Source organism: Weissella paramesenteroides (genome assembly GCF_036327715.1).
Taxonomy (GTDB): Bacteria; Bacillota; Bacilli; order Lactobacillales; family Lactobacillaceae; genus Weissella; species Weissella paramesenteroides.
This window is the reverse complement of the sequence record NZ_CP130559.1, coordinates 923,133-942,272: the sequence shown is the minus strand read 5'-3', so window position 1 is coordinate 942,272 and position 19,140 is coordinate 923,133. Positions and strand designations below refer to the sequence as shown.

The window sequence follows — 19,140 nt, the reverse complement described above, 5'->3', positions numbered from 1 at the left end:
CAAACAATCAGGAAGGAAAGTTTACTATGGCAAAAGCACGTTTAATGGACACAACCACAGACTATCAACAATTAGGAGTAAATCCTAATCAAATTGAATTATGGGAAGACGGCCGTCGGAATAGCAGCGCACGTGATCACTGGGAATGGTGGTATTTTGACGCTATTTTAGATGATGGTACAACAGTGGTAATTCAAGATTTTACTAAGGGAATTGAAGCAATTAAAAAAAATAGTGATCAACCATTGGCTTCGATTAAAGTAACCTTGTCAGACGGACAAAGTTTTGAAGATCACTTTAATTACGATGAAAAGAACAGTTCTTTTAGTAAGAAGCAATGTGATGTTGTCATCGGACCGCATACTTTTAAGGGTGATTTTAAAGATTATGAGATTCATATTGAACCTGAAAATGGACTAGGTGCTGATCTTAAATTGCATTGTCAAGCCAAACCTTACCGACCAGGAACTGCTTATTGGGCCTTTGGTGATAAAGAAGAAAATTTTTATACTTGGCTATGTGCTGCGCCTAAAGGTGAAGTGTCAGGGACTATAACGATTAACGGTGAAACAAAAAATGTTCACGGATCAGGATATCATGATCACCAATGGGGCAGTAACGTTTATATGACTTTATGGAATAATTGGGTCTGGGCACGGCAAGCTTTCGATGATTATTCAATGCTTGTTTTTGATATGGTCGCAAGCAAGAAATATAATTACCAGCGCTTCCCCGTTATCTTTATTCAAGATCAAAACGGCGAACTTGTTTTTGAAGACACAAAAAATGTTAACGTAGAAGTGTTACATGAATATACTGATGAAAAGTCTGAAAAAAATATCCTGATAAATTCCAATATGTATTCACTTCTGAAGATAAGAAGGTAGAATACACACTATCTCAGCATAAAATTTTAGATAATATCGTGCCTGCCAATGATATGCCTATGCCAGTGCGGTTAATGTTTAAAACAATGGGACTTAAACCTTCCTATGCTCGATATCAGGCAACAGGATCTCTTGTAATAACTGAGCCAGGAAAAGATCCGATTAATCGTTCCGGTGAATTAATTTATGAATTTATGTACCCAGGTCTGGAGTATAAGTAAAGCATCTAACCCTTTTGCATAATCGAAATAAAAGCACAAACTTTGACAACTAAATTAAACAAAATGGAATGGCAAGTTCTTGATATTATATCGGTGGCTTGCCCTTTTAATTTGTTTCTGATACATGGTCGTGCCTTTAAAATTACCCCTTAAATACTTGTTCGCCATCACTTAAAACACGCCAAGATTGATATTCAACATCCTCTGTTGCAAAAGATTTATGTTCCAAATAATCTTTCGCTTTAAGTACCAGTGGGGATGCATTTTGTTCATTTAAATCGTTTAGGTTAACCAACACAGCGCCTAAAGAATCTTGTCCGTCAAATTGTGCAACCTTCTCCAATAACGCCCCTTCATATTCGCTAACTTGATAAAAAACCGCAATGTGCTGATTCATTTCATAATCTAAATAATGCCATGGATATCTAAAACTTGTGGTACCTAGCTGATTGACTTTGCTAACCTGCAGACCAGTCTCCTCGTTGATTTCACGTATAATTGCGTCCTTTAAAAATTCACCATCTTCCAAACTACCCCCAGGTAAATCAAACCGATTGATATACGGTCCACCATTTTTCTTAATGACAACTAACGCATTTTCAATCGTGATAATACCATACACACCAAAAGCTCGATGAAATTTATCTTTACTCATATATCTCTCCCCACTTTTCTTAAAAATAATATACGTTTGATAGTCTTTAGTACTACTATAAAGCTTATTTAATGTTTTTTTTGGAAAAATACGTTATTTTAAGTTTAAGATAAAATTTATCACTATAGGAGATGAATAGCTAACTTTTTATGACTACAGACACAATAGATACAAACAAGCCAAAACTGAATAAACGAATTTTATGGGCCGATTATGCAAAATGTTTTGGAATTATCGCAGTCGTGACAGGACATGCAATCAATGATGTTGCTGGTAAAGGACTAGATGTTACTTATAATGCCATTTACTGGTGGCATATGCCATTATTTTTCATGATTGGTGGCTTCTTCCTTAAAAAAATTAGTCATGACTTCAAGGGTTGGTCTTATTTGCTGGGTCATCGTATTAAACCTTTAGTAATTGCCTATTTTTTAAATGGGGCAATTTTAATTATTTTAAGTCATTTTTTCAGACAGCAATCCTGGGAGTATACATTTTCTTACTTTGGACGCCTAATCTATGGTGGCAGTACCCTAGATGATTATCTGAGTGTATTTTGGTACATGACTACTTATATGCTTGCCATTTTTATGACGACCCTATTGATATCCTTTATTAAAAAAATTTGGTTACAATTTGCCATTGCTATTGGTTCATTTGCACTGGGGGTTGCTCTACAGAACGTCACATTCTTTGGCAGCGCTGATTTTCCTTGGGATGCACAGATTTCTTTCCTAGCCGTTTTTTGGATGCTACTTGGCTACTATACATTTAAAATATTTCCAAAAATCAATTGGCATGCCAAACAAGTTTTTGCTGGTATTGGCGTATTATTCTTTGTTAGCCTACTATACTTGTATGCAACTGGTAACCTTGACTTTGTTCTTTGGCTAAAATCTTCTAACATTCACAATGGACTACAAGCTTTTATTATTCCGCCAATTCTGTGCTTGGTTGTATTTATCATTTGCGAAGGCCTTGAACGACTCGGTAATTTTGCACCACTAACTTTTATTGGTAAAAATACGGACATCATCATGTTTTATCATCGGGCAGCTTTTGATATAACCACTTTGTCCGTCTTTACAAATAACTGGTATTTTAGGATTATTATTGGTCTGACTGCACCAATTTTGCTAGCTTGGTTACTTCGCAGGTTTAAGGACACCGAATTTTATTTTAAGTGGCAACAACGTGCTGAAGAAAAGAAAGCTGATCGTGTCAAAATTGCTTTTCCTGTCGCTATTGGCCTATCTGCTCTGGGAGCTGTGTGGGCATTTTCTTCTTATCAACAACAATCACAAACTTCTAAAAACTACATCATGTCAACTACGCCGACTATTTTTATGCACGGTTGGTCAAGTAGTTTGCGTGCTGAACAATCTTTCATCAAGATTGGTACGGAACAGAATATTGTGACTGAAGAAATGGTCATTCATGTCACCCGCGATAATAAGCTACAAGTACAAGGTCGATTAACTGGTAATAACGACAATCCAGTTATTCTGGTACAGTTTGATAACAATCGCGTTGGTGAAGTACGTTATGCACAGGGACTTCATCGCATCGTTGCTTACCTAAAGAATAGGTACAACATCAAAAACTTCAATGTTGTTGGTCATTCAATGGGTGCCTATGCATGGGTATATTACAGCATGTATTGGGGTGCTGATCCAAACCTACCAAGACTTAATAAAATGGTTGTTTTAGCAGGTCCTTATAATGGTATTTTAGACAAAGGTCATGCAAATCAACCAACAAGCGGTAATTTAGCTGATCTTTGGGATGATGCACCTCATGAAAATTCACTAAATAAGGCTGGTCGCCCCAAGATTATTCATGAAGAATATCAAACATTACTTGCACGCAAACCTAATTTCCCGACAAATACACGTGTTCTAAATATCTATGGTGATTTGAAGGATGGTACTGCTTCTGACGGATTGGTAACAATTCAATCAGTTAAATCATTACGATACCTAATCTCTGATAGAGCGCGTTCATATCAGGAGTTCGAAGTTAAAGGCGAAGGTGGTCAACACAGTCGATTACATATTAATAATCCTGTCGTCAACGACAAATTAACCGATTATTTATGGGGTAAGTAATCCTTGCCTATTTGTGAATATTCAAAAAGATGATGAACTAACTGGTGTACCAGTCATAGTTCATCATCTTTTTATTTTTCTTCTTGAGTCATTGTATTAAATGATTGAGGGTTTAATAACCCTTCCGTTAAACTTGCTAACGCCTCAATTGGCAAATCTTTATTTCTCTGGTTCCAATCAGATAATATTTGAGTCAATCCACCGGCAACAAATCCATAAACATATTGGTTATTTGCTTCATTAGAAATCTGCAAACTATTCATACATTCACGTGAAACTTCTGTTAACAGTGGTTCCAAATGGTTAGCAAGTAGCACATCAATCATTTGCTCATGTGACTTATAAAATTTAAAAAATAAACGAATCAGTTGGTTTGATGAGTTATCAGATTTATCAATTGCTTGTTTATAATCTACAAAGATACGATCTAATTCACTGCGAATCACTTCTTCACGATTAGCAAAATTAGCGTAAAATGTTTGACGTGATAATTTTGCACGATCAGCTAACTTCTTTATTGAGATATTTTGATAGCTTTCTTCCTTTAATAATTCAAACATGGCATTAATGATCATTTGTTTTGATTGTAAAGCAGTTGGGTTATTTCCTTCGTACATAATCTTGACACTTTCTATTTTTTGACAAACTTAACAGCAAAAAGTTGACACGTGTAAGGTCTACAGTTACTCTAAGGATATCATACTATAAAGCACATTCATAAGGAGATTTTTATGGCAAAGATGATTGCCCGTGCGGCAAATAAACCTGAAGACTATACCCGTTTTAATGTTAAACCTAATATTGTCCGTCCTTGGGAAGATGGCATGCGTACAAGAGCCGGTGAAAAAAATTTTGAATGGTGGTATTTCGATGCAAATTTGACTGATGGATCTAGTGTCGTAGCAACATTTATGACAAAGGATTCATTTAACCTTGGCACAGAATTAAAGCCTTGGGTTTCATTTGAAATCACTGATGCGAATGGCAAAACAACCAGCTACCGCGAAGATGTAACCGCAGAGGAGTTTTCTGCACGAACTGATTATTGCGATGTTCATATCGGTAAAAACTATCTAACTGGTGACTTAAAGTCCTATACCCTTCACTTTGAAAAAGACAACTTCAAAGCCGATTTAACTATTAAGAATACACTTTCTTCATGGCGACCAGCTGCTGGTGCAAACTTGTTTGGCGACAAACAATTTAGTTGGTTACCTGCTGTCCCAGCTGCTGATGTTTCCGGTACTCTAGTGACCAATGGACAATCAGTTGAAGTATCCGGAAAAGGTTATCATGATCATAACTGGGGTGATGAATTAATGCTCAAACTGATGCATCACTGGTACTGGGGTCGTGCAGACGTCGAGGACTATAAGGTCATTTCAACCGAAACAACTGCTGAAAAGGCTTATAATTATGAAAAAATGCCAGTTATGATGATTGCTGATCATGGTGAAATCATTAGTGGTGATGAAAGTAATATGATTGTGGAAGATTCTGATGTCTTCACTGATGAACAAACCCAAAAACCTGTGCAAAAAAACTTAAAGTACACTGTTAAAGGTGAGAAAAACACTTACGTCGTCAGTTATAGCATGGAAAAAATCATTTCTGGCTTTAAAATGATTGACGAAATGTCTGGTTTCAAAAAGCTACTCGCCAAGTTAAGTGGCTTTGATGGTGCTTATCTACGTTTCACTGGTACAATCAAAGTAACAAAGTATGAAGATAACAAGGTTGTTGACGAAGCCGTTAATCCCAATGGTATTTGGGAATTGATGTACTTTGGTAAGACAATCTCTGAATAATCTATTAGGAGGTACTGCACATGGTTATTGTTCTGTGGATTTTACAAATTTTATTAGCCCTATTATTCTTAAATTCCGGCTTTTCAAAAACTTTCCAATATAATAAAAAAGAAGCTGAATTGAAAAAGATGGACCATCTTGAATCAAAGGGCTTCATTATGTTCATCGGAACGGCAGAAATGCTTGGTGCTTTAGGGTTAATTTTACCTAAAGCAACTAATATTCTACCTGCATTAACAATGTGGGCAGCGATTGGTTTAATGGTTATTATGCTGGGTGCCTTTTTCACCCATATAAAATTTAAAGAATATCAAAATGCTGCCTTTGTAACTGTCATATTTATATTGTTGCTAGTTATTGCAATTTATGCTGTTTAGTTACTTCACTTGAAAAACGCTCCTGGAGAATATTTTCTCTAGGAGCGTTTTATTTATTGAGCACGGCAGACATCAAGTTAATGCCGTCTTTTAGTTCCTCTCGTTTTGGCAATCTACCTTCATTCATAATAAATTCGAGATTACTCATTGCCAAACTTACCATTAAATAAATAACAAAATCAGATTCTTTTCGGTTAAACGATTTTGAATAGACTTGAACAAATAATTGTCTAAGTTGTGGGTCAAAGCTATTTTTTCCTAAAGAAATTTCTCGTAATAATTGGATATTCTGTTTATTTTTTAATAAATAAGTCACTAACTCATCAGAAAAGAAATGATAGCTATCAAAATGACTCTGTAAATGGCGCTGTTTTTGACTCAATTCAAAAGCATTTTTAAATGGCGCTAAATAATCAATGATTAATGCTGAGGCTAATTCAAAAGTACTAGCATAATGTGTATAAAAAGTCGTTCGATCAATCATACTGGCCTTTGCCAACTTAGTGACAGTCATCTCGTGGAAGGACATCACTGATAACTGCTCGATAAACTTTTCTTTAATGATTGTTTCAGTTCTTAAAAATCTTAAATCCATACCAAATCCCCCCTTCTTTTTTCTACACTTGTAGTTTTATTATACACTAATCGGAATATTGCCGTTTTAACTGACTAGCATACTCTATATACTGTGGTTATAAATTAATAAATAATCACGCAACGATATACAAAGGAGCATGATAATATGGATAACTATACAATTAACTTTTCTGTTGATGGTCAACCAGTCAGTGAAGAAGAAATTCATGATATGGAATTAAGTCGGTACCATCATGTTTTTAAAATCTTTAATGATAAAAATATTGAAATAAAAAAAGATAATACGATCATCCCCTACGAAGACCTATTAAGATTACCATTATCTGAAGCTAAAGAAGCATTGGCTCAAACTCGCGAAAGCATTGGTAAAGAAAAAACACTAGAACTTTTTAAACCAGAAATTACACGTGGCGATGAGATGTGGACAGAAATTGCCAATAATTCACGTGAAGGTGTCAATATGCAGGAAGCATATGTCGATGTCGAAGTACATGGTATCTCATTAGTACAATTCATGATGTTTAACCAATTATTGGCAAAAGAAAACAATCTATATATGCCATCAAAGATTCATCCAGAACATTATTATTTTGATGCTGATAAAGCTGGTAATCAGGTTATTATCGAAACATTTGGGATGTATAAGGATCCTTCATACCTTGACTTAAAACCAGGTAAAATTGGTCCTGATTTCTCTGTGCAGCCAAAAGAAAATGCTGATATCGTCATGGCAGGAAATACTTTCTTAAAAAATAGTGGTCTAAATACTAAGATGTTAGGAATGCATCAGCTTTCTAGTACAGAGGACGGCATGAAAATTAAACTAGGTGTCTTACTTCCCGAAGGAGCTCCTAAAGAAATTGCAGAAGGTCACAAATGGCATTTGATGGTTGAGTTTAACAATGGACTACACATTGCTGCCCAACAGCACCCTTCTTTCATCCAAAAGAAAGTACTAGAAACAGCCATCCACCATATGGCAAATAAGAATAAATAATTATTAAAAACCAGTGTTGTTTGTTTATCACAAATTCAACACTGGTTTTTTCATCTTAAATTATTTATCGACTATCCCGCATGACGCCAATCTCGATCCATTAACATACGTGCGACAATTAGTCCTAATGGCAGACATAGCACAATCATCATTGCTGAAACAAACCACTGTGCACCATTTGAAATATTACCAACACCAATGTAATACATTGCGCGGTACATATATAAACCAGGCACCATAATAACAATTGCGGGCACCGTTAGTGAAATACGTGGATATCCCATTCGTTTATGAAATAATGATGCTAATATACCGGCTGTTAGCGCGCCAATAAAGGCTGCTGCAGCTGCTGGCAGCGGTGTCAAATCAACTAATTCCAAACGGAGTGTGTTGGCAATTGCCCCAATCAGCCCAGCCGTTGCTGCCATTTTAACTGGACTATTAAACATTACTGAGAAACCAAAGACACCACAAAAACTTGCTGGAATTCGAAATAAACATATCAACCAAGGTCCCAGTCCTAATGGCAAAAAGCTATCTGGTCTTAAATCACTAGCCAATGCAACTAACCAACCAACTAGGGTTGCAATGACTATGATTGATACGGCGTGAACTAAGCGCTCAATGCCAGACCGCATATCTGATTTCGCTAAGTCTAAACCACTTGTAATAAATGGAAAACCTGGAATAGCAAATAGCATCGCCCCAATATAACCAGCCTCATGCGCAACATTGATATGGAAAAGTAATTCTAATCCTCTTGAAAAAATTAGATAGGTCAAGCAAGCTACAGCTACCCCAGCAGCTAAGCCAGCAAACATGGTCAAATGCTTACCATTCATTTTAGCACGAGTATAATTACCAAACCCTGCGCCAAAAAAAGTACACAACATCTCTACTGGACCCCCACCCAATAAAAATACGAAGGAACAGCAAGCCAATGCAGCAGCTAACCCCAGTAAGATGGGCGTGTAATTACCTTTTTTTGCATCGATTCGATCTAATAATCGATGCACATCTTTTACTTTTAAAAAAGCTCCTTCATTTTGAAACATAGTGACAAATTGCTGCATATTTGTCAGTTTATCAGTATTCACACCACTTGATTTTAATGATAACGACTCTGTATAGCTATTCACGTCATCGAAACAAGTATACGAAATTGAAATTAATCCAATATCAGCTGAACAATAAACTTTTAAAATACGTGCCATTGTGTTCATTGCTTCACGTACTCGCCAGGCACCCGTACCGCAAGACAACATAATCAAGCCTACCCGGCCAACAATAATTGTTTTTTCCTTCAAAGAGGCATTAATTACTAAATTATTAGCCTCTTTATCGGCAAGTTCTCTCCACGGAATTTGCATATGATTTGCTACGAGACCATCATTCGTTTCTACCATTTTTTAAAACCTTCTTTGCTATCCATCACTTTTTCAATACTTTTCATTGTAACATAGCTCCTTTACATCAACTGTATTTCTTAATCGTTTCATACCGAATGTAATTATTTGCAATAAAAAAATGAACATCTACAATATAGGTGGAGATAGTGATATAATTATCAATCTCACAATTACACAGTTTAGGAGGAAATTATTATGGCAAACGAGTTATCAAACCGATTTAATGGTATGTTTCATGATTGGGATCACTTCTTTAATGATTTTAATCATCTAATGCCAGCATTTAGTGCTGAAAATCAGCAGTTGAAGAGTGATGTTGTAGACCTAGATGATCATTACGAAGTATCAATTGATGTTCCTGGAATTAATAAACAAGACATTAATTTGAATTACCAGAATGATACGCTAACAGTTACTGCTACAAGACACACTTCTAACACTGAAAAGGATGACAAGGGTAATGTGATTACTCGTGAACGTACGGCAGGTCGTTTACAACGTAGTTACTATTTACCGGCTGTTGAGCTCGATAAAATCAAGGCACAAGTCAATGATGGTGTCTTAAAGATAACACTACCAAAGTCAGAAACTAGTCATAACCAACGGATTACGATTGACTAGTACTACACTATTAAATTAAAGAAGCTGATGCATATAATATACATGCATCAGCTTCTTTAATTTTATCTACCAATCAATTTTTTCAGTGAGGCCAGATAGCCATATTGTTCATTAATCTTAGCCAATAATTCATCATCATGCGTATGGGCTACACCATCAAACAGGATTTCTTGGTACAAGTTTAAGTATGGTAAAGCGGCTTCTTTTGCAATTACTAATTCTTTATCTAGATCATAGGCCACTTTTCGGAAAGTGACTTCAGCCAAACCAGTATCATCAATTGTCAGAATCGCATATTGTGCTCTTCGATCAGCATTCAAACGACCATGCTTAAAAAATGGTTGACCAACAGATCCTGGATTGATCACTAATTGATCTTGGCTACTGTAACGTAACATTTGATGATGAACATGACCATAAACTGCAATATCAATGGTGTTGTCTGAAAACAATTCATCAAAATGAGTTGTATCTGCATCTGCTAGTAGCGCTGGTCCAGAATTGAGTGTATTTAGATTATGTGACAAATTAATTGTCAATCCATTAACCCTTTTAATTGCATGAATTGGCAATGACGCTAACTTTTGCTGATAATTGCTTTTTATGTGATCAGCAACATATTGTCCAAGTACACCAATATAAACATCAGATGGATCATCGAGATGATTACCAACGATGTTCCGCTGCACATTTAAAAAGCAATTATCCCAGTTCCCTCGAATATAGACTGATGTATCGATAGATTCTAATAGTTCAAATAGTTCATTGGTCGCAGGTCCTGGCATAACAAGATCACCCAAAAACCAGCAATCATCAACTGCTTGCTTAGATAAATCAGCTATCACTGCTTTGAGTGCCGTCACATTACCATGAATATCTGACAATATTGCAATTCTCTTCTTCATCTCATTACCCTTTTCCAACTTTATTTCTTTAACGGTCCTTTGGCTGCCTGTTGCAGACCTTGATTGATCGTTTCAGCGTAAATAACATCTCCTGAGTGTCGACCTGCGAAATGAACACCATCAGTACCATCAAAAACTTCTGGATGTTGTTGCGCCATCTTTTGCCAATCGGCAATGGTTATGTAATTATACTTTTGCGGTAAAGTTCGTTCAAAGTCTGCTAATTTTGACGAGTTCCACGTGGCGTCTGCTCGACGATCGTAAGGTGTCACTAAAATTAACCGATGTCCAGGTGCTAAATCAGTAATTAATTTTTCTAACTGTTCCTGACTACCAGGTAGCGCATTAGTTCCAATACAGATCACCACATTCTGTCGCAAAATTTTATTCGATTGCGCCCGCATCATAACTTGGTATGCTAGATCCATTGTCCGGTCACCAGCAGCATCAACTGTACTATCTGCAACATTCTTTTGCAAATAATCACGTGTGCCTAATGTAACACTGTCCCCAATTATAGAAACTCCCTTCGGAATTATCGCAATCTTTTTATCTTCTGCTTTCTGTGCCTTTGCTTGCTTTTGTTGTTTAATGGATGCTGCAACAATATCTCGCGTCGTATTTAAGTTATCGCGAGCTTGGTAAAGACTCCCCACCCATAACCGTTGTTCCAAACTTGTTAAATTTGGTGCCGAGTGAATTGTATATCCTGTAACGCCTAACAAAACGATGGCTATTATTACTAACGCCGACTTTAGTTTAGGAATTACTGTTGTTCGTTTAATGGCATGCGGTTGTTTGCCCGCTAATATTGGTTCAATAATATAGTAAGAAATTGCTGAACATGGTACCCCAATACCAATGGTTAAAATAACTGCCCAAAATACACTCGTTATTTGTGAAAAAATAACAAATAATGGCCAATGGTACAAATACATACTATAACTAATATCTGCAATAAAGATTGCCCACTTAGGTTCATTAATGCTTGGTGTCAACTGATGTAATGTACGTGCTTTGACAATAGTAAAAGCTGCAACAATACTTGCAAATAAAATTCCCCCTAAATAAGTCAGTTGGCTATCAAATTTTAGTAAATAGCCAAGAATACTTAGAACAATAAATGCACCGAATAATGTACTTATCGTTGGTAGCAATGTTGCCTGTTGTAGCTTCTTATTAAATCGTCTAGGAACTGACTGAATACCAGTAAATGTCGCTGTTAATGATCCGACGAAAAACGGAAAACAGTGTGTCAAACTTGAAAAATAAATGGCAGAATAATCAGTTAAATTAAAACTACGTATGCCCATCATCACAACACTGATAATAATCACTAGCAACGATAATACTGAAAGTCTAAATCGAAAGGATTTCAAAGCTTCGCCTTGACTTAAGGGAGACCGTTGTAGTTTTCTTGCAATTAACGCAACTACTAACCCCCATAAAATATAAAAATGCATTTCAACCGCTAACGACCAGGTATGAACAAATAAATGAGGAATAAATTTACTTTCGTAACTACCACCAGTCGCAATTTCAAAATAATTTGTCGTAAACCCAATCGCTGCTGCAACCTGTTTCCCCAGTCCCGTAATGTAATCCGGACTGACAAAATATGTAAATGGTATTACCACCAAAACCGAAAGTATTAATGGTGGCACAATGCGGTTAAAGCGTCGTTGATAAAACTTTATCAATTTAAATTGACGTGACTTTGAAAATTCATCGATCATCAACGCCGTAATCAAAAATCCTGAGAAAGTAAAAAATATATCGACACCAATAAAGCCACCCGTGTAGGCATTGGAAAAGAAATGATAGGACAATACCGCTAATAAACCAGCAATTCTTATAAAGCTAAACCATTTAATGCGCATGGATCAATTCCCCCTTTTTAAAGGTTGCTTGATAACTTTGTTTGTTGACTTTTAAAATACCGTGCCCATCAGGTAAATTTTTGTTAAACTTGCCATCAAATTCCCAATGATCGTGTGAAATGAATTTCCCATTGCCACTAAATTCTCCATTAACAAAATGCCCAACATAACGATCATGATTTTTAAATTTTACTGTTCCTGACCCATTAAATTTATGTTTGAACAAGCCGCCCTGATAAACAATCCCCCCGTTGTCTAATGTCAATTGCTGATGACGCTGTTGTTTGTCAGGGGTCAAACTATATACTGCTGCAATTAACAAAATAACAACAACTATGACTTGTATGATGTTTCTTGTTTTCATAAATACTCCTTAAGCGCACCGTCACTTTATGTTAATAATAAGACACATCATGTAGCTTGCATAGTCATTTTGAATTTTACCTAAGAATTATTTAAAAAATATTCATTCAATAACACATTTTATTGCTACTAAATTAATTAAAGAATGCTAAAAAAGCAATAATTATTATCTCTGAAAAGACAACAATTATTGCTTTCTATTTATTAAGATGTTTGACTAATCAAACAGTCTATTAGTAGATTTCCCACCACTTCTTCTTAGAAGACTTTCCAATTCCAGGGTTGAAACTGTTTGTTGGGTCGTTCTTCTTGTAGTGTTCAATCAATGCAGGAGCTGCTTCATACAAGTGACCAACGTTGTGCTCAGCTGGATAAATGGCACCACGCTTGTCAAGCAACTTCAACATTTCCTTCTTTAATTCGTGACCATCCACACCTGGCTTCAAAATGTAGTCTTGGTGCATAACGTGATCAAGGAAGTGACCGTAGTACAACTTGTACTCAATCTTATCTTCAATTTCCTTTGGTAGGTGCTCGAACCAGTCATCATCATTACGACGTAGCGCAATATCAAGTGGCAAGATATCAATTGAATCTTGCTTCAATTCTTGGTAACGAATTGCAACAGAAGCCGTTACGTAACGGTGCAATGATGCCTTATTCGTTTCATCAGCGTTAGCCTCGAAGAAGTCACCCTCTTCTTCTTTGAAGAATTCAGTCAAGTATGCACGTGCTTCATCAATACCTGCACCTGACATCTTTAATTGAACATAGTGCTCAAAGCGGTTAGCATAATCTTCGATACGCTTTGGCAATTGGTTAGGGAACAAGTGCCCTGCCTTTTGCAAGAAACGATCTGGGAAGTATGGCTTAAAGAATGGCACATGACCTAGCATACGTTCTGCAGATGCCTTCATACCAAACATCGTTGGTAACATGCTTGTTCCCAACTTATCGATAACCATCAATGAATCCTTACCGTACAATTTTGCCAAATCATAAGCTTCCTTATGCATGTACTCACCTGATACAGGTAGGTTCGTAAATTCAGACAAAATGTGACGACGCATCTTTTCCAAGACGGCTGGTGAATTTGTTCCAATGTAGAACACTTGTGATTCACCTTCTGATGGATAAGTATCCAAGCGAACAGCAAATGTGGCAACCTTTCCAGCAGCACCTGATGCTTCATATAATCCCTTAGGATCAGCATTGTAACGTGTTGGTAAGTCTGAATCCACATCACGAACACGCTTCTCGTAATCCCGGTTGTGTCCAACACGTTCATCAGAATTTGGTACATTATTCAAATCGAAACGACGATTTGCAAGGTTATCCAAAATTTCTTCTGGTGTTTCACCAAGGTCAATACCCAAATGGTTTACCAAATGTAGCTCATCATTTTCATCAATACGTGCATACAATGCCAATTCAGTATAAGCTGGTCCACGTTGAATCAACGCACCACCTGAATTGTTGTTAATCCCACCAATAACTGATGCACCCAATGTTGATGAACCGATAACTGAATGTGGCTCACGATTTAATGGTTGTAATGACTTTTCCAAGTTAAACAAGGTTGTTCCTGGGAAGGCAATGACTTGCTTTCCTTGGTTAATTAGTTGTAGATCTTTAATACGGCTACCCTTAACAATAACTGCATCACGATCATAACCTTCTGTTGGCGTTGATCCCTCAGTCAAACTAGTATTTGAAGCTTGCATAATGATAATAATATTATCTCTATGCAAAACCTTCAAAACTTTCCACATTTCAACAAGGGTTCCAGGCATAACAACCGCTAGTGCCTCTCCGTAACCTGAACGATATCCTTTACGATAACGTAATGACTTAGCCGCGTTAGTCACAACATGGTGACTACCAACAATGGCCTTTAAATCCTCCACTGTAGACATAAAACTAACCTACCTCCTAAAGTTGTACAATCTATACTCTAATATACCACTTTTCTGCGTTTTTAAAACGATAAAATTATGAAATTCAGCAACCCACAATTGTACTATTTTTCACAATCAAAGGTCAATACTTTCTGACGTTTATTTTTGAGATCGTCATTAAAAATAACAAGGTCCACTTTAACACATATTGTAAACGCTTCCAATGGGTTTTTGTATAAAAAAGTGTGACATGCTTTGACATGCCACACAATCTATTTTTTAACTATTCACAACATTTTGTGGATCATTCTTTAAATAACCCTGAATATTTGCCACGACAATGTCCAATAGTCGTTGTCTAGTTTCTAACGGTGCCCATGCAATATGTGGTGTTAAGTAACAATGCTTTGCTGTTAACAAAGGACTATTATCACTAATTGGCTCTTGTGTTGCAACATCCAAAGCTGCATAAGCAATCTGACCACTATTTAAAGCAGCAGCTAAATCGGCATCATTAATCAACTTACCACGCGCAGTATTGATTAAAATCGCAGTGTCTTTCATCTGTCCAAGTGTGTCAGCATTAATAAACTCCGACATCTCTGGTGTAAATGGCACGTGCAAACTGATAATGTCTGACTCTGCGTATAAAGTTTTCAAATCAACTTGCTTGATTGCTTCATCAAAGACTTCTTTTGGTTGATGATTGTAAAAAATAACCTGCATATTAAAGGCCAACGCAATCTTAGCGACTGCTTGTGCAATCTTGCCAAAGCCAACTAACCCTAACGTTTTACCTTTTAATTCCATCAATGGCGCGTCCCAAAATGAGAACCGGCCAGCTTTTGCCCATTCGCCTTCATGCACCAGATCATCATGTTGCTTAACTCGACTAGTAACAGCTAACAACAACGCAAACGTAAATTGTGCAACGGCATCCGTACCATAAGTTGGCACATTCATCACAGCAATATGCTTAGTTTTCGCATAATCAACATCAATATTGTCATAACCTGTAGCCGTTTCGGCAATTGCTTTTAAATCAGGAGAAGCATCAATAATATCTGATGTAATTGGAACCTTGTTAACCAAGGCAACGTCTGCACCCGCTAATCGCTTGATAATTTCGTCTTTATCATCATATGGTGTTGCATCATAGACAACAACCTCACCAAATTGATCTAAAATATGCCAGTCCAAATCCCCAGGGTTCAAGCCTAACCCATCTAAAACTACAATTTTCATAATTACCCCCAATAGTAATATTTTTGTATGAATATTATATCATACAAGATGCGTTAATTTGCTGGCAACGTGCTGATGTTCGTCAAAATTGGAATTAAACTTGTAAAAACAAAAACACCCAAAGTCATCTATACCTTGAGTGTCCTCGTGTATTATTTATACCGCAATGCTAATATTAATATCACATTACTCATCTAAAAGAAAATACCATTACCAACTATAAAACTAATAATTGAAACGAATAAAATCAATGACAAGCAGATGGCATGAAATACCTTGTGGTTTGCTAGTAGCGCAATATATTCTCTAATGAAGGCATTAGGAATAAAGAATCGGCTAGTTTTTGCTCCTAGTCCATCAATTTGCAAACCAACTAATCGTGCATACCCTGCTGCTCTGAAAGTATGATAATCACTGGTTGCAAATAATCCATTTGCCAGGTTCAAATCTCGCGCTTGCAAAATTTTCTTTGAAAATAGCATATTTTCATAGGTCGTTTTCGATTGATCTTCAATTAACACATGAGATGATTGCGCACCATGCTGTTTTGCATATTCAGCCATCGCTACTCCTTCAGGCAATTTTTCGTCGCCTCCTTGCCCACCTGAAAAAATTAGCCATGGATAATAGCCAGTTTTTTCAAACTGTTTATTAGCAAAGTCCAATGCAATTTGAATACGGGAAGCCAGTAACGGCGAAACATCCTTACCATTTAGTAACCCTGCACCCAAGACAATAATATAATCTTGGTTGTACTTTGGTCGATATAATCTCGTCAAAATAAATGACGTAATAAATGCTAAGAACCAAAAAACTAAATATAGGATAACTGGTTCAACTAACGTAATATACAAGCCAACCGCTTGATCACTCAGTAGCTTACTATCAATTGCCCGCATGATTGGCAAAACAATAATGATCAAAATACCCAAAAGTAACGTTAGCATATTACCCAGCGTATGGCTTTCTCGACGCCATACGGTTAGTGCATTCCACAATAACAAAATACCCAACAATGAATACAAAACTGCTAGTGGAATCAAAATAATCACAAAAATTGCATAAAAAGTGACCCTTAACCACTGAATGTTTAGCAATTCAATCAGAAACATTAACGTCATACCAGTTAAAACCACTGAAAAGTTTGCTAAGACACCGTTTAGTAACCGAAATTTATTTTGGCGCATACTGAGTATCAATAATGTGATACAGGTTACAGTTAATAGCAACAAAATTAGCAAAGGAAAACTAGCTGTATCTTTTACTATAGACATTCCTGAAACACCTCCTATAATTTTATGCTTGATGCATACCAAGATTATACAAAAAGAGTTTGATGATGACTACTAAATTATGTAACAAATAACTTGTATGCGTTACATGGTAACGTTTTTATGATATTCTTAATTAAGATTATTTCGAATAAAGAAAGATATAGACTTATGAAAAAGAAAATTATTACCGTCATTGCAGGCATTATTGCAATTATCCTAATCGTGGTTGTTTCAGATCATTATCAAGGTACAACTGGCAGCAGTGATAACACCGCTAGTTCTCATAAATGGACCAAAAAATCATTTGACCAATTAAAAGTTGGTGACTTTAATGAAACTGGCAAAGGCGGTTCAAGCTACGAATCTATTGTGGCAAAATATGGCCGCCCAGATAAAAAATCTAAGACAAAAGCTGACAACCATATCTTGACAGTTGTTTCTTGGAAAAATATCGCTGGTGACTATACTGGTGTCACGCTAACATTTATGAGTCAAAAAGATAGCTCAAGAACAGCTAAATTAACTTCTAAAACACTGTTAGACTCAAAAACAATCAACCTAGCAAAAAAATGGACGATGACTACATATAATGCAGTTGAACTTGAAGACAAGAATGACCAAGAACATGCTGGTGATTCATTATCTAGTTTAACTAGTAAATATGGTAAACCTGCTGTCCTCACCATCGCTCGGATTAATGGTAAAGTACAGACTAACGCCGTCTGGCATAACACTAATGGTGGTGCCAACGGTACTGTGTCTATCGATTTTTCATCTCATAATACTGCTGTTGATAAATCACAAGAAAAGTTACGCTAGTCAATAAAAATAGGTTTGAAACTCATTTTAAATGAATTTCAAACCTATTTTTATTTAATCAAAGAAATTACCATCCGCAATATCAGCAAGTGTATCTCTTGATGGAATAAAGAATAATTGACCGCTTAGCAGTGTTGAAAATGTTAGTAGAAAATCCGACTTCTCTAACATTTGGACCAACATCTGCTTTGTAACCTGCCAATGCCTAGCATAACCGATGAAATAAGTTCCCGTATAATCTAATGCTGGATCAGAAAATGGTACATTCATGCGAATAATTTTCTGCTCTTCACCATCAATTTCTAGTTTAGAAGCTACATTATGCGCATTCTCAAGTTTGTCCTCATCATCTAATTCCATATCATCAAATTTATGACGGCCAACTGCCTTTTCTTGGTGTTCCACAGACAGTTTTTCCCAGAACGCCATATCATGTTGCCATTTTTGAGCAAATGCATAAGAACCATTTTCAAAATCTGGGTCTTCATCCCCAATAATCGCATAATCGGCAGCATCCTCAATAGCTGGCGCTTCTGTTCCATCAATAAAGCCAATGATGGCACGCCCCTCTAAGTATCGGAATCCCTTCGTTTCATCAATGACCGTTGTCACTGGTGATAACAATTTCATAAATTGACGAACAATTTCGTAGACAACAGCCTCTTCACTTGCCCGAATATGCAAAAAAATGTCACCATCACTCGCTGGCATACTATATTCAGCACCAGTTAACGTTTGATAAGTCTCTAATTCTTTCGGTTTTTTAGCATTAGGAAATAGGTAATCCCACGCCTTATTACTAAATCCAATGGCAACTTGTAATCCAGACTGAGGGTTACGAATACGCATTGATCGAATAATCGACTGAGACATATCAGCAAAGGTCGCAATATGTTCCTGCTCATCAGCTAAATCTTGATGGTTTAATGCCAAAACAATAAATGAAACATTTTTGCCTGGGTCTTTCCAAACATCTTGTGCTAAATTTGCATTAAACATTTTATTCCTCCAAAAAATATTATTTGATACACCTTAATCATACAACAGCTGTATCCCTTTTAAAATAATTCTACGAA

The 19,140-nt window shown here is 36.4% G+C and carries 18 protein-coding genes; 7 read left to right on the top strand and 11 right to left on the bottom strand.

Annotated elements, in window-relative coordinates:
• Window positions 1-26 precede the first annotated feature (26 nt).
• Entirely contained in the window at window positions 27-887 is an 861-nt protein-coding gene (locus QRX23_RS04550; protein ID WP_330156064.1) for a lipocalin-like domain-containing protein, read from the top strand.
• 363 nt (window positions 888-1,250) lie between these two features.
• On the opposite strand, the gene QRX23_RS04545 is transcribed toward QRX23_RS04550, so the two are convergent.
• Window positions 1,251-1,763: an NUDIX hydrolase gene (locus QRX23_RS04545; protein ID WP_330156063.1), complete on the bottom strand. Its 513-nt coding sequence runs from the start codon at window positions 1,761-1,763 to the stop codon at window positions 1,251-1,253.
• A gap of 149 nt (window positions 1,764-1,912) precedes the next feature.
• On the opposite strand from QRX23_RS04545, the gene QRX23_RS04540 reads away from it, so the two are divergent.
• Window positions 1,913-3,871 carry an alpha/beta hydrolase gene (locus QRX23_RS04540; protein ID WP_330156062.1) on the top strand — a complete coding sequence of 653 codons (1,959 nt, stop codon included), beginning with the start codon at window positions 1,913-1,915 and terminating at the stop codon, window positions 3,869-3,871.
• Window positions 3,872-3,942: 71 nt separating this feature from the next.
• On the opposite strand, the gene QRX23_RS04535 is transcribed toward QRX23_RS04540, so the two are convergent.
• Window positions 3,943-4,488, bottom strand: coding sequence for a TetR/AcrR family transcriptional regulator (locus QRX23_RS04535; protein ID WP_330156061.1), 546 nt, complete (start codon window positions 4,486-4,488; stop codon window positions 3,943-3,945).
• Window positions 4,489-4,602: 114 nt separating this feature from the next.
• Here QRX23_RS04535 and QRX23_RS04530 point away from each other — a divergent pair, with 114 nt between their 5' ends.
• Window positions 4,603-5,679: a lipocalin-like domain-containing protein gene (locus QRX23_RS04530; RefSeq protein WP_330156060.1), complete on the top strand. Its 1,077-nt coding sequence runs from the start codon at window positions 4,603-4,605 to the stop codon at window positions 5,677-5,679.
• 20 nt (window positions 5,680-5,699) lie between these two features.
• The gene (locus QRX23_RS04525; protein WP_330156059.1) at window positions 5,700-6,056 is read left to right on the top strand and encodes a DoxX family protein; all 357 of its coding nucleotides are present in this window, start codon (window positions 5,700-5,702) and stop codon (window positions 6,054-6,056) included.
• 49 nt (window positions 6,057-6,105) lie between these two features.
• On the opposite strand, the gene QRX23_RS04520 is transcribed toward QRX23_RS04525, so the two are convergent.
• The gene (locus tag QRX23_RS04520; RefSeq protein ID WP_330156058.1) at window positions 6,106-6,651 is read right to left on the bottom strand and encodes a TetR/AcrR family transcriptional regulator; all 546 of its coding nucleotides are present in this window, start codon (window positions 6,649-6,651) and stop codon (window positions 6,106-6,108) included.
• A 147-nt stretch (window positions 6,652-6,798) separates the two neighbouring features.
• Here QRX23_RS04520 and QRX23_RS04515 point away from each other — a divergent pair, with 147 nt between their 5' ends.
• On the top strand, window positions 6,799-7,650 hold the full coding sequence (locus QRX23_RS04515; protein ID WP_330156057.1) for a hypothetical protein: 852 nt from the start codon (window positions 6,799-6,801) through the stop codon (window positions 7,648-7,650).
• 71 nt (window positions 7,651-7,721) lie between these two features.
• Here the strand turns inward: QRX23_RS04515 and QRX23_RS04510 are convergent, their stop codons facing one another.
• The gene (locus tag QRX23_RS04510) at window positions 7,722-9,056 is read right to left on the bottom strand and encodes a threonine/serine exporter family protein (protein ID WP_408068657.1); all 1,335 of its coding nucleotides are present in this window, start codon (window positions 9,054-9,056) and stop codon (window positions 7,722-7,724) included.
• A gap of 198 nt (window positions 9,057-9,254) precedes the next feature.
• Between QRX23_RS04510 and QRX23_RS04505 the strand changes: the two genes are divergently transcribed.
• A complete protein-coding gene (locus tag QRX23_RS04505) occupies window positions 9,255-9,680 on the top strand; it encodes an Hsp20/alpha crystallin family protein (protein ID WP_002827298.1) in 426 nt (141 codons plus the stop codon).
• Between the two features lie 62 nt (window positions 9,681-9,742).
• On the opposite strand, the gene QRX23_RS04500 is transcribed toward QRX23_RS04505, so the two are convergent.
• From QRX23_RS04500 to QRX23_RS04475, 6 genes are all read right to left on the bottom strand, one after another.
• Window positions 9,743-10,585 (bottom strand): metallophosphoesterase family protein, encoded by an 843-nt coding sequence (locus tag QRX23_RS04500; protein ID WP_330156056.1) that lies wholly within the window; start codon window positions 10,583-10,585, stop codon window positions 9,743-9,745.
• Window positions 10,586-10,605: 20 nt separating this feature from the next.
• Window positions 10,606-12,465 carry an acyltransferase family protein gene (locus QRX23_RS04495; protein WP_330156055.1) on the bottom strand — a complete coding sequence of 620 codons (1,860 nt, stop codon included), beginning with the start codon at window positions 12,463-12,465 and terminating at the stop codon, window positions 10,606-10,608.
• Window positions 12,455-12,829, bottom strand: coding sequence for an MORN repeat-containing protein (locus QRX23_RS04490; RefSeq protein ID WP_330156054.1), 375 nt, complete (start codon window positions 12,827-12,829; stop codon window positions 12,455-12,457). Before QRX23_RS04490 ends, QRX23_RS04495 begins: the two co-directional genes overlap by 11 nt.
• 232 nt (window positions 12,830-13,061) lie before the next feature.
• Window positions 13,062-14,744 carry a D-lactate dehydrogenase gene (gene dld, locus QRX23_RS04485; RefSeq protein ID WP_330156053.1) on the bottom strand — a complete coding sequence of 561 codons (1,683 nt, stop codon included), beginning with the start codon at window positions 14,742-14,744 and terminating at the stop codon, window positions 13,062-13,064.
• 261 nt (window positions 14,745-15,005) lie between these two features.
• Window positions 15,006-15,971, bottom strand: a complete 966-nt coding sequence (locus QRX23_RS04480; protein WP_277361322.1) for a D-2-hydroxyacid dehydrogenase — start codon at window positions 15,969-15,971, stop codon at window positions 15,006-15,008.
• 194 nt (window positions 15,972-16,165) lie between these two features.
• Window positions 16,166-17,245, bottom strand: a complete 1,080-nt coding sequence (locus QRX23_RS04475) for a YdcF family protein (protein ID WP_330156052.1) — start codon at window positions 17,243-17,245, stop codon at window positions 16,166-16,168.
• Window positions 17,246-17,413: 168 nt separating this feature from the next.
• Between QRX23_RS04475 and QRX23_RS04470 the strand changes: the two genes are divergently transcribed.
• Window positions 17,414-18,064: a DUF3862 domain-containing protein gene (locus QRX23_RS04470; RefSeq protein ID WP_330156051.1), complete on the top strand. Its 651-nt coding sequence runs from the start codon at window positions 17,414-17,416 to the stop codon at window positions 18,062-18,064.
• 54 nt (window positions 18,065-18,118) lie between these two features.
• Here the strand turns inward: QRX23_RS04470 and QRX23_RS04465 are convergent, their stop codons facing one another.
• On the bottom strand, window positions 18,119-19,063 hold the full coding sequence (locus QRX23_RS04465; RefSeq protein ID WP_330156050.1) for a Dyp-type peroxidase: 945 nt from the start codon (window positions 19,061-19,063) through the stop codon (window positions 18,119-18,121).
• Between the last annotated feature and the right edge of the window lie 77 nt (window positions 19,064-19,140).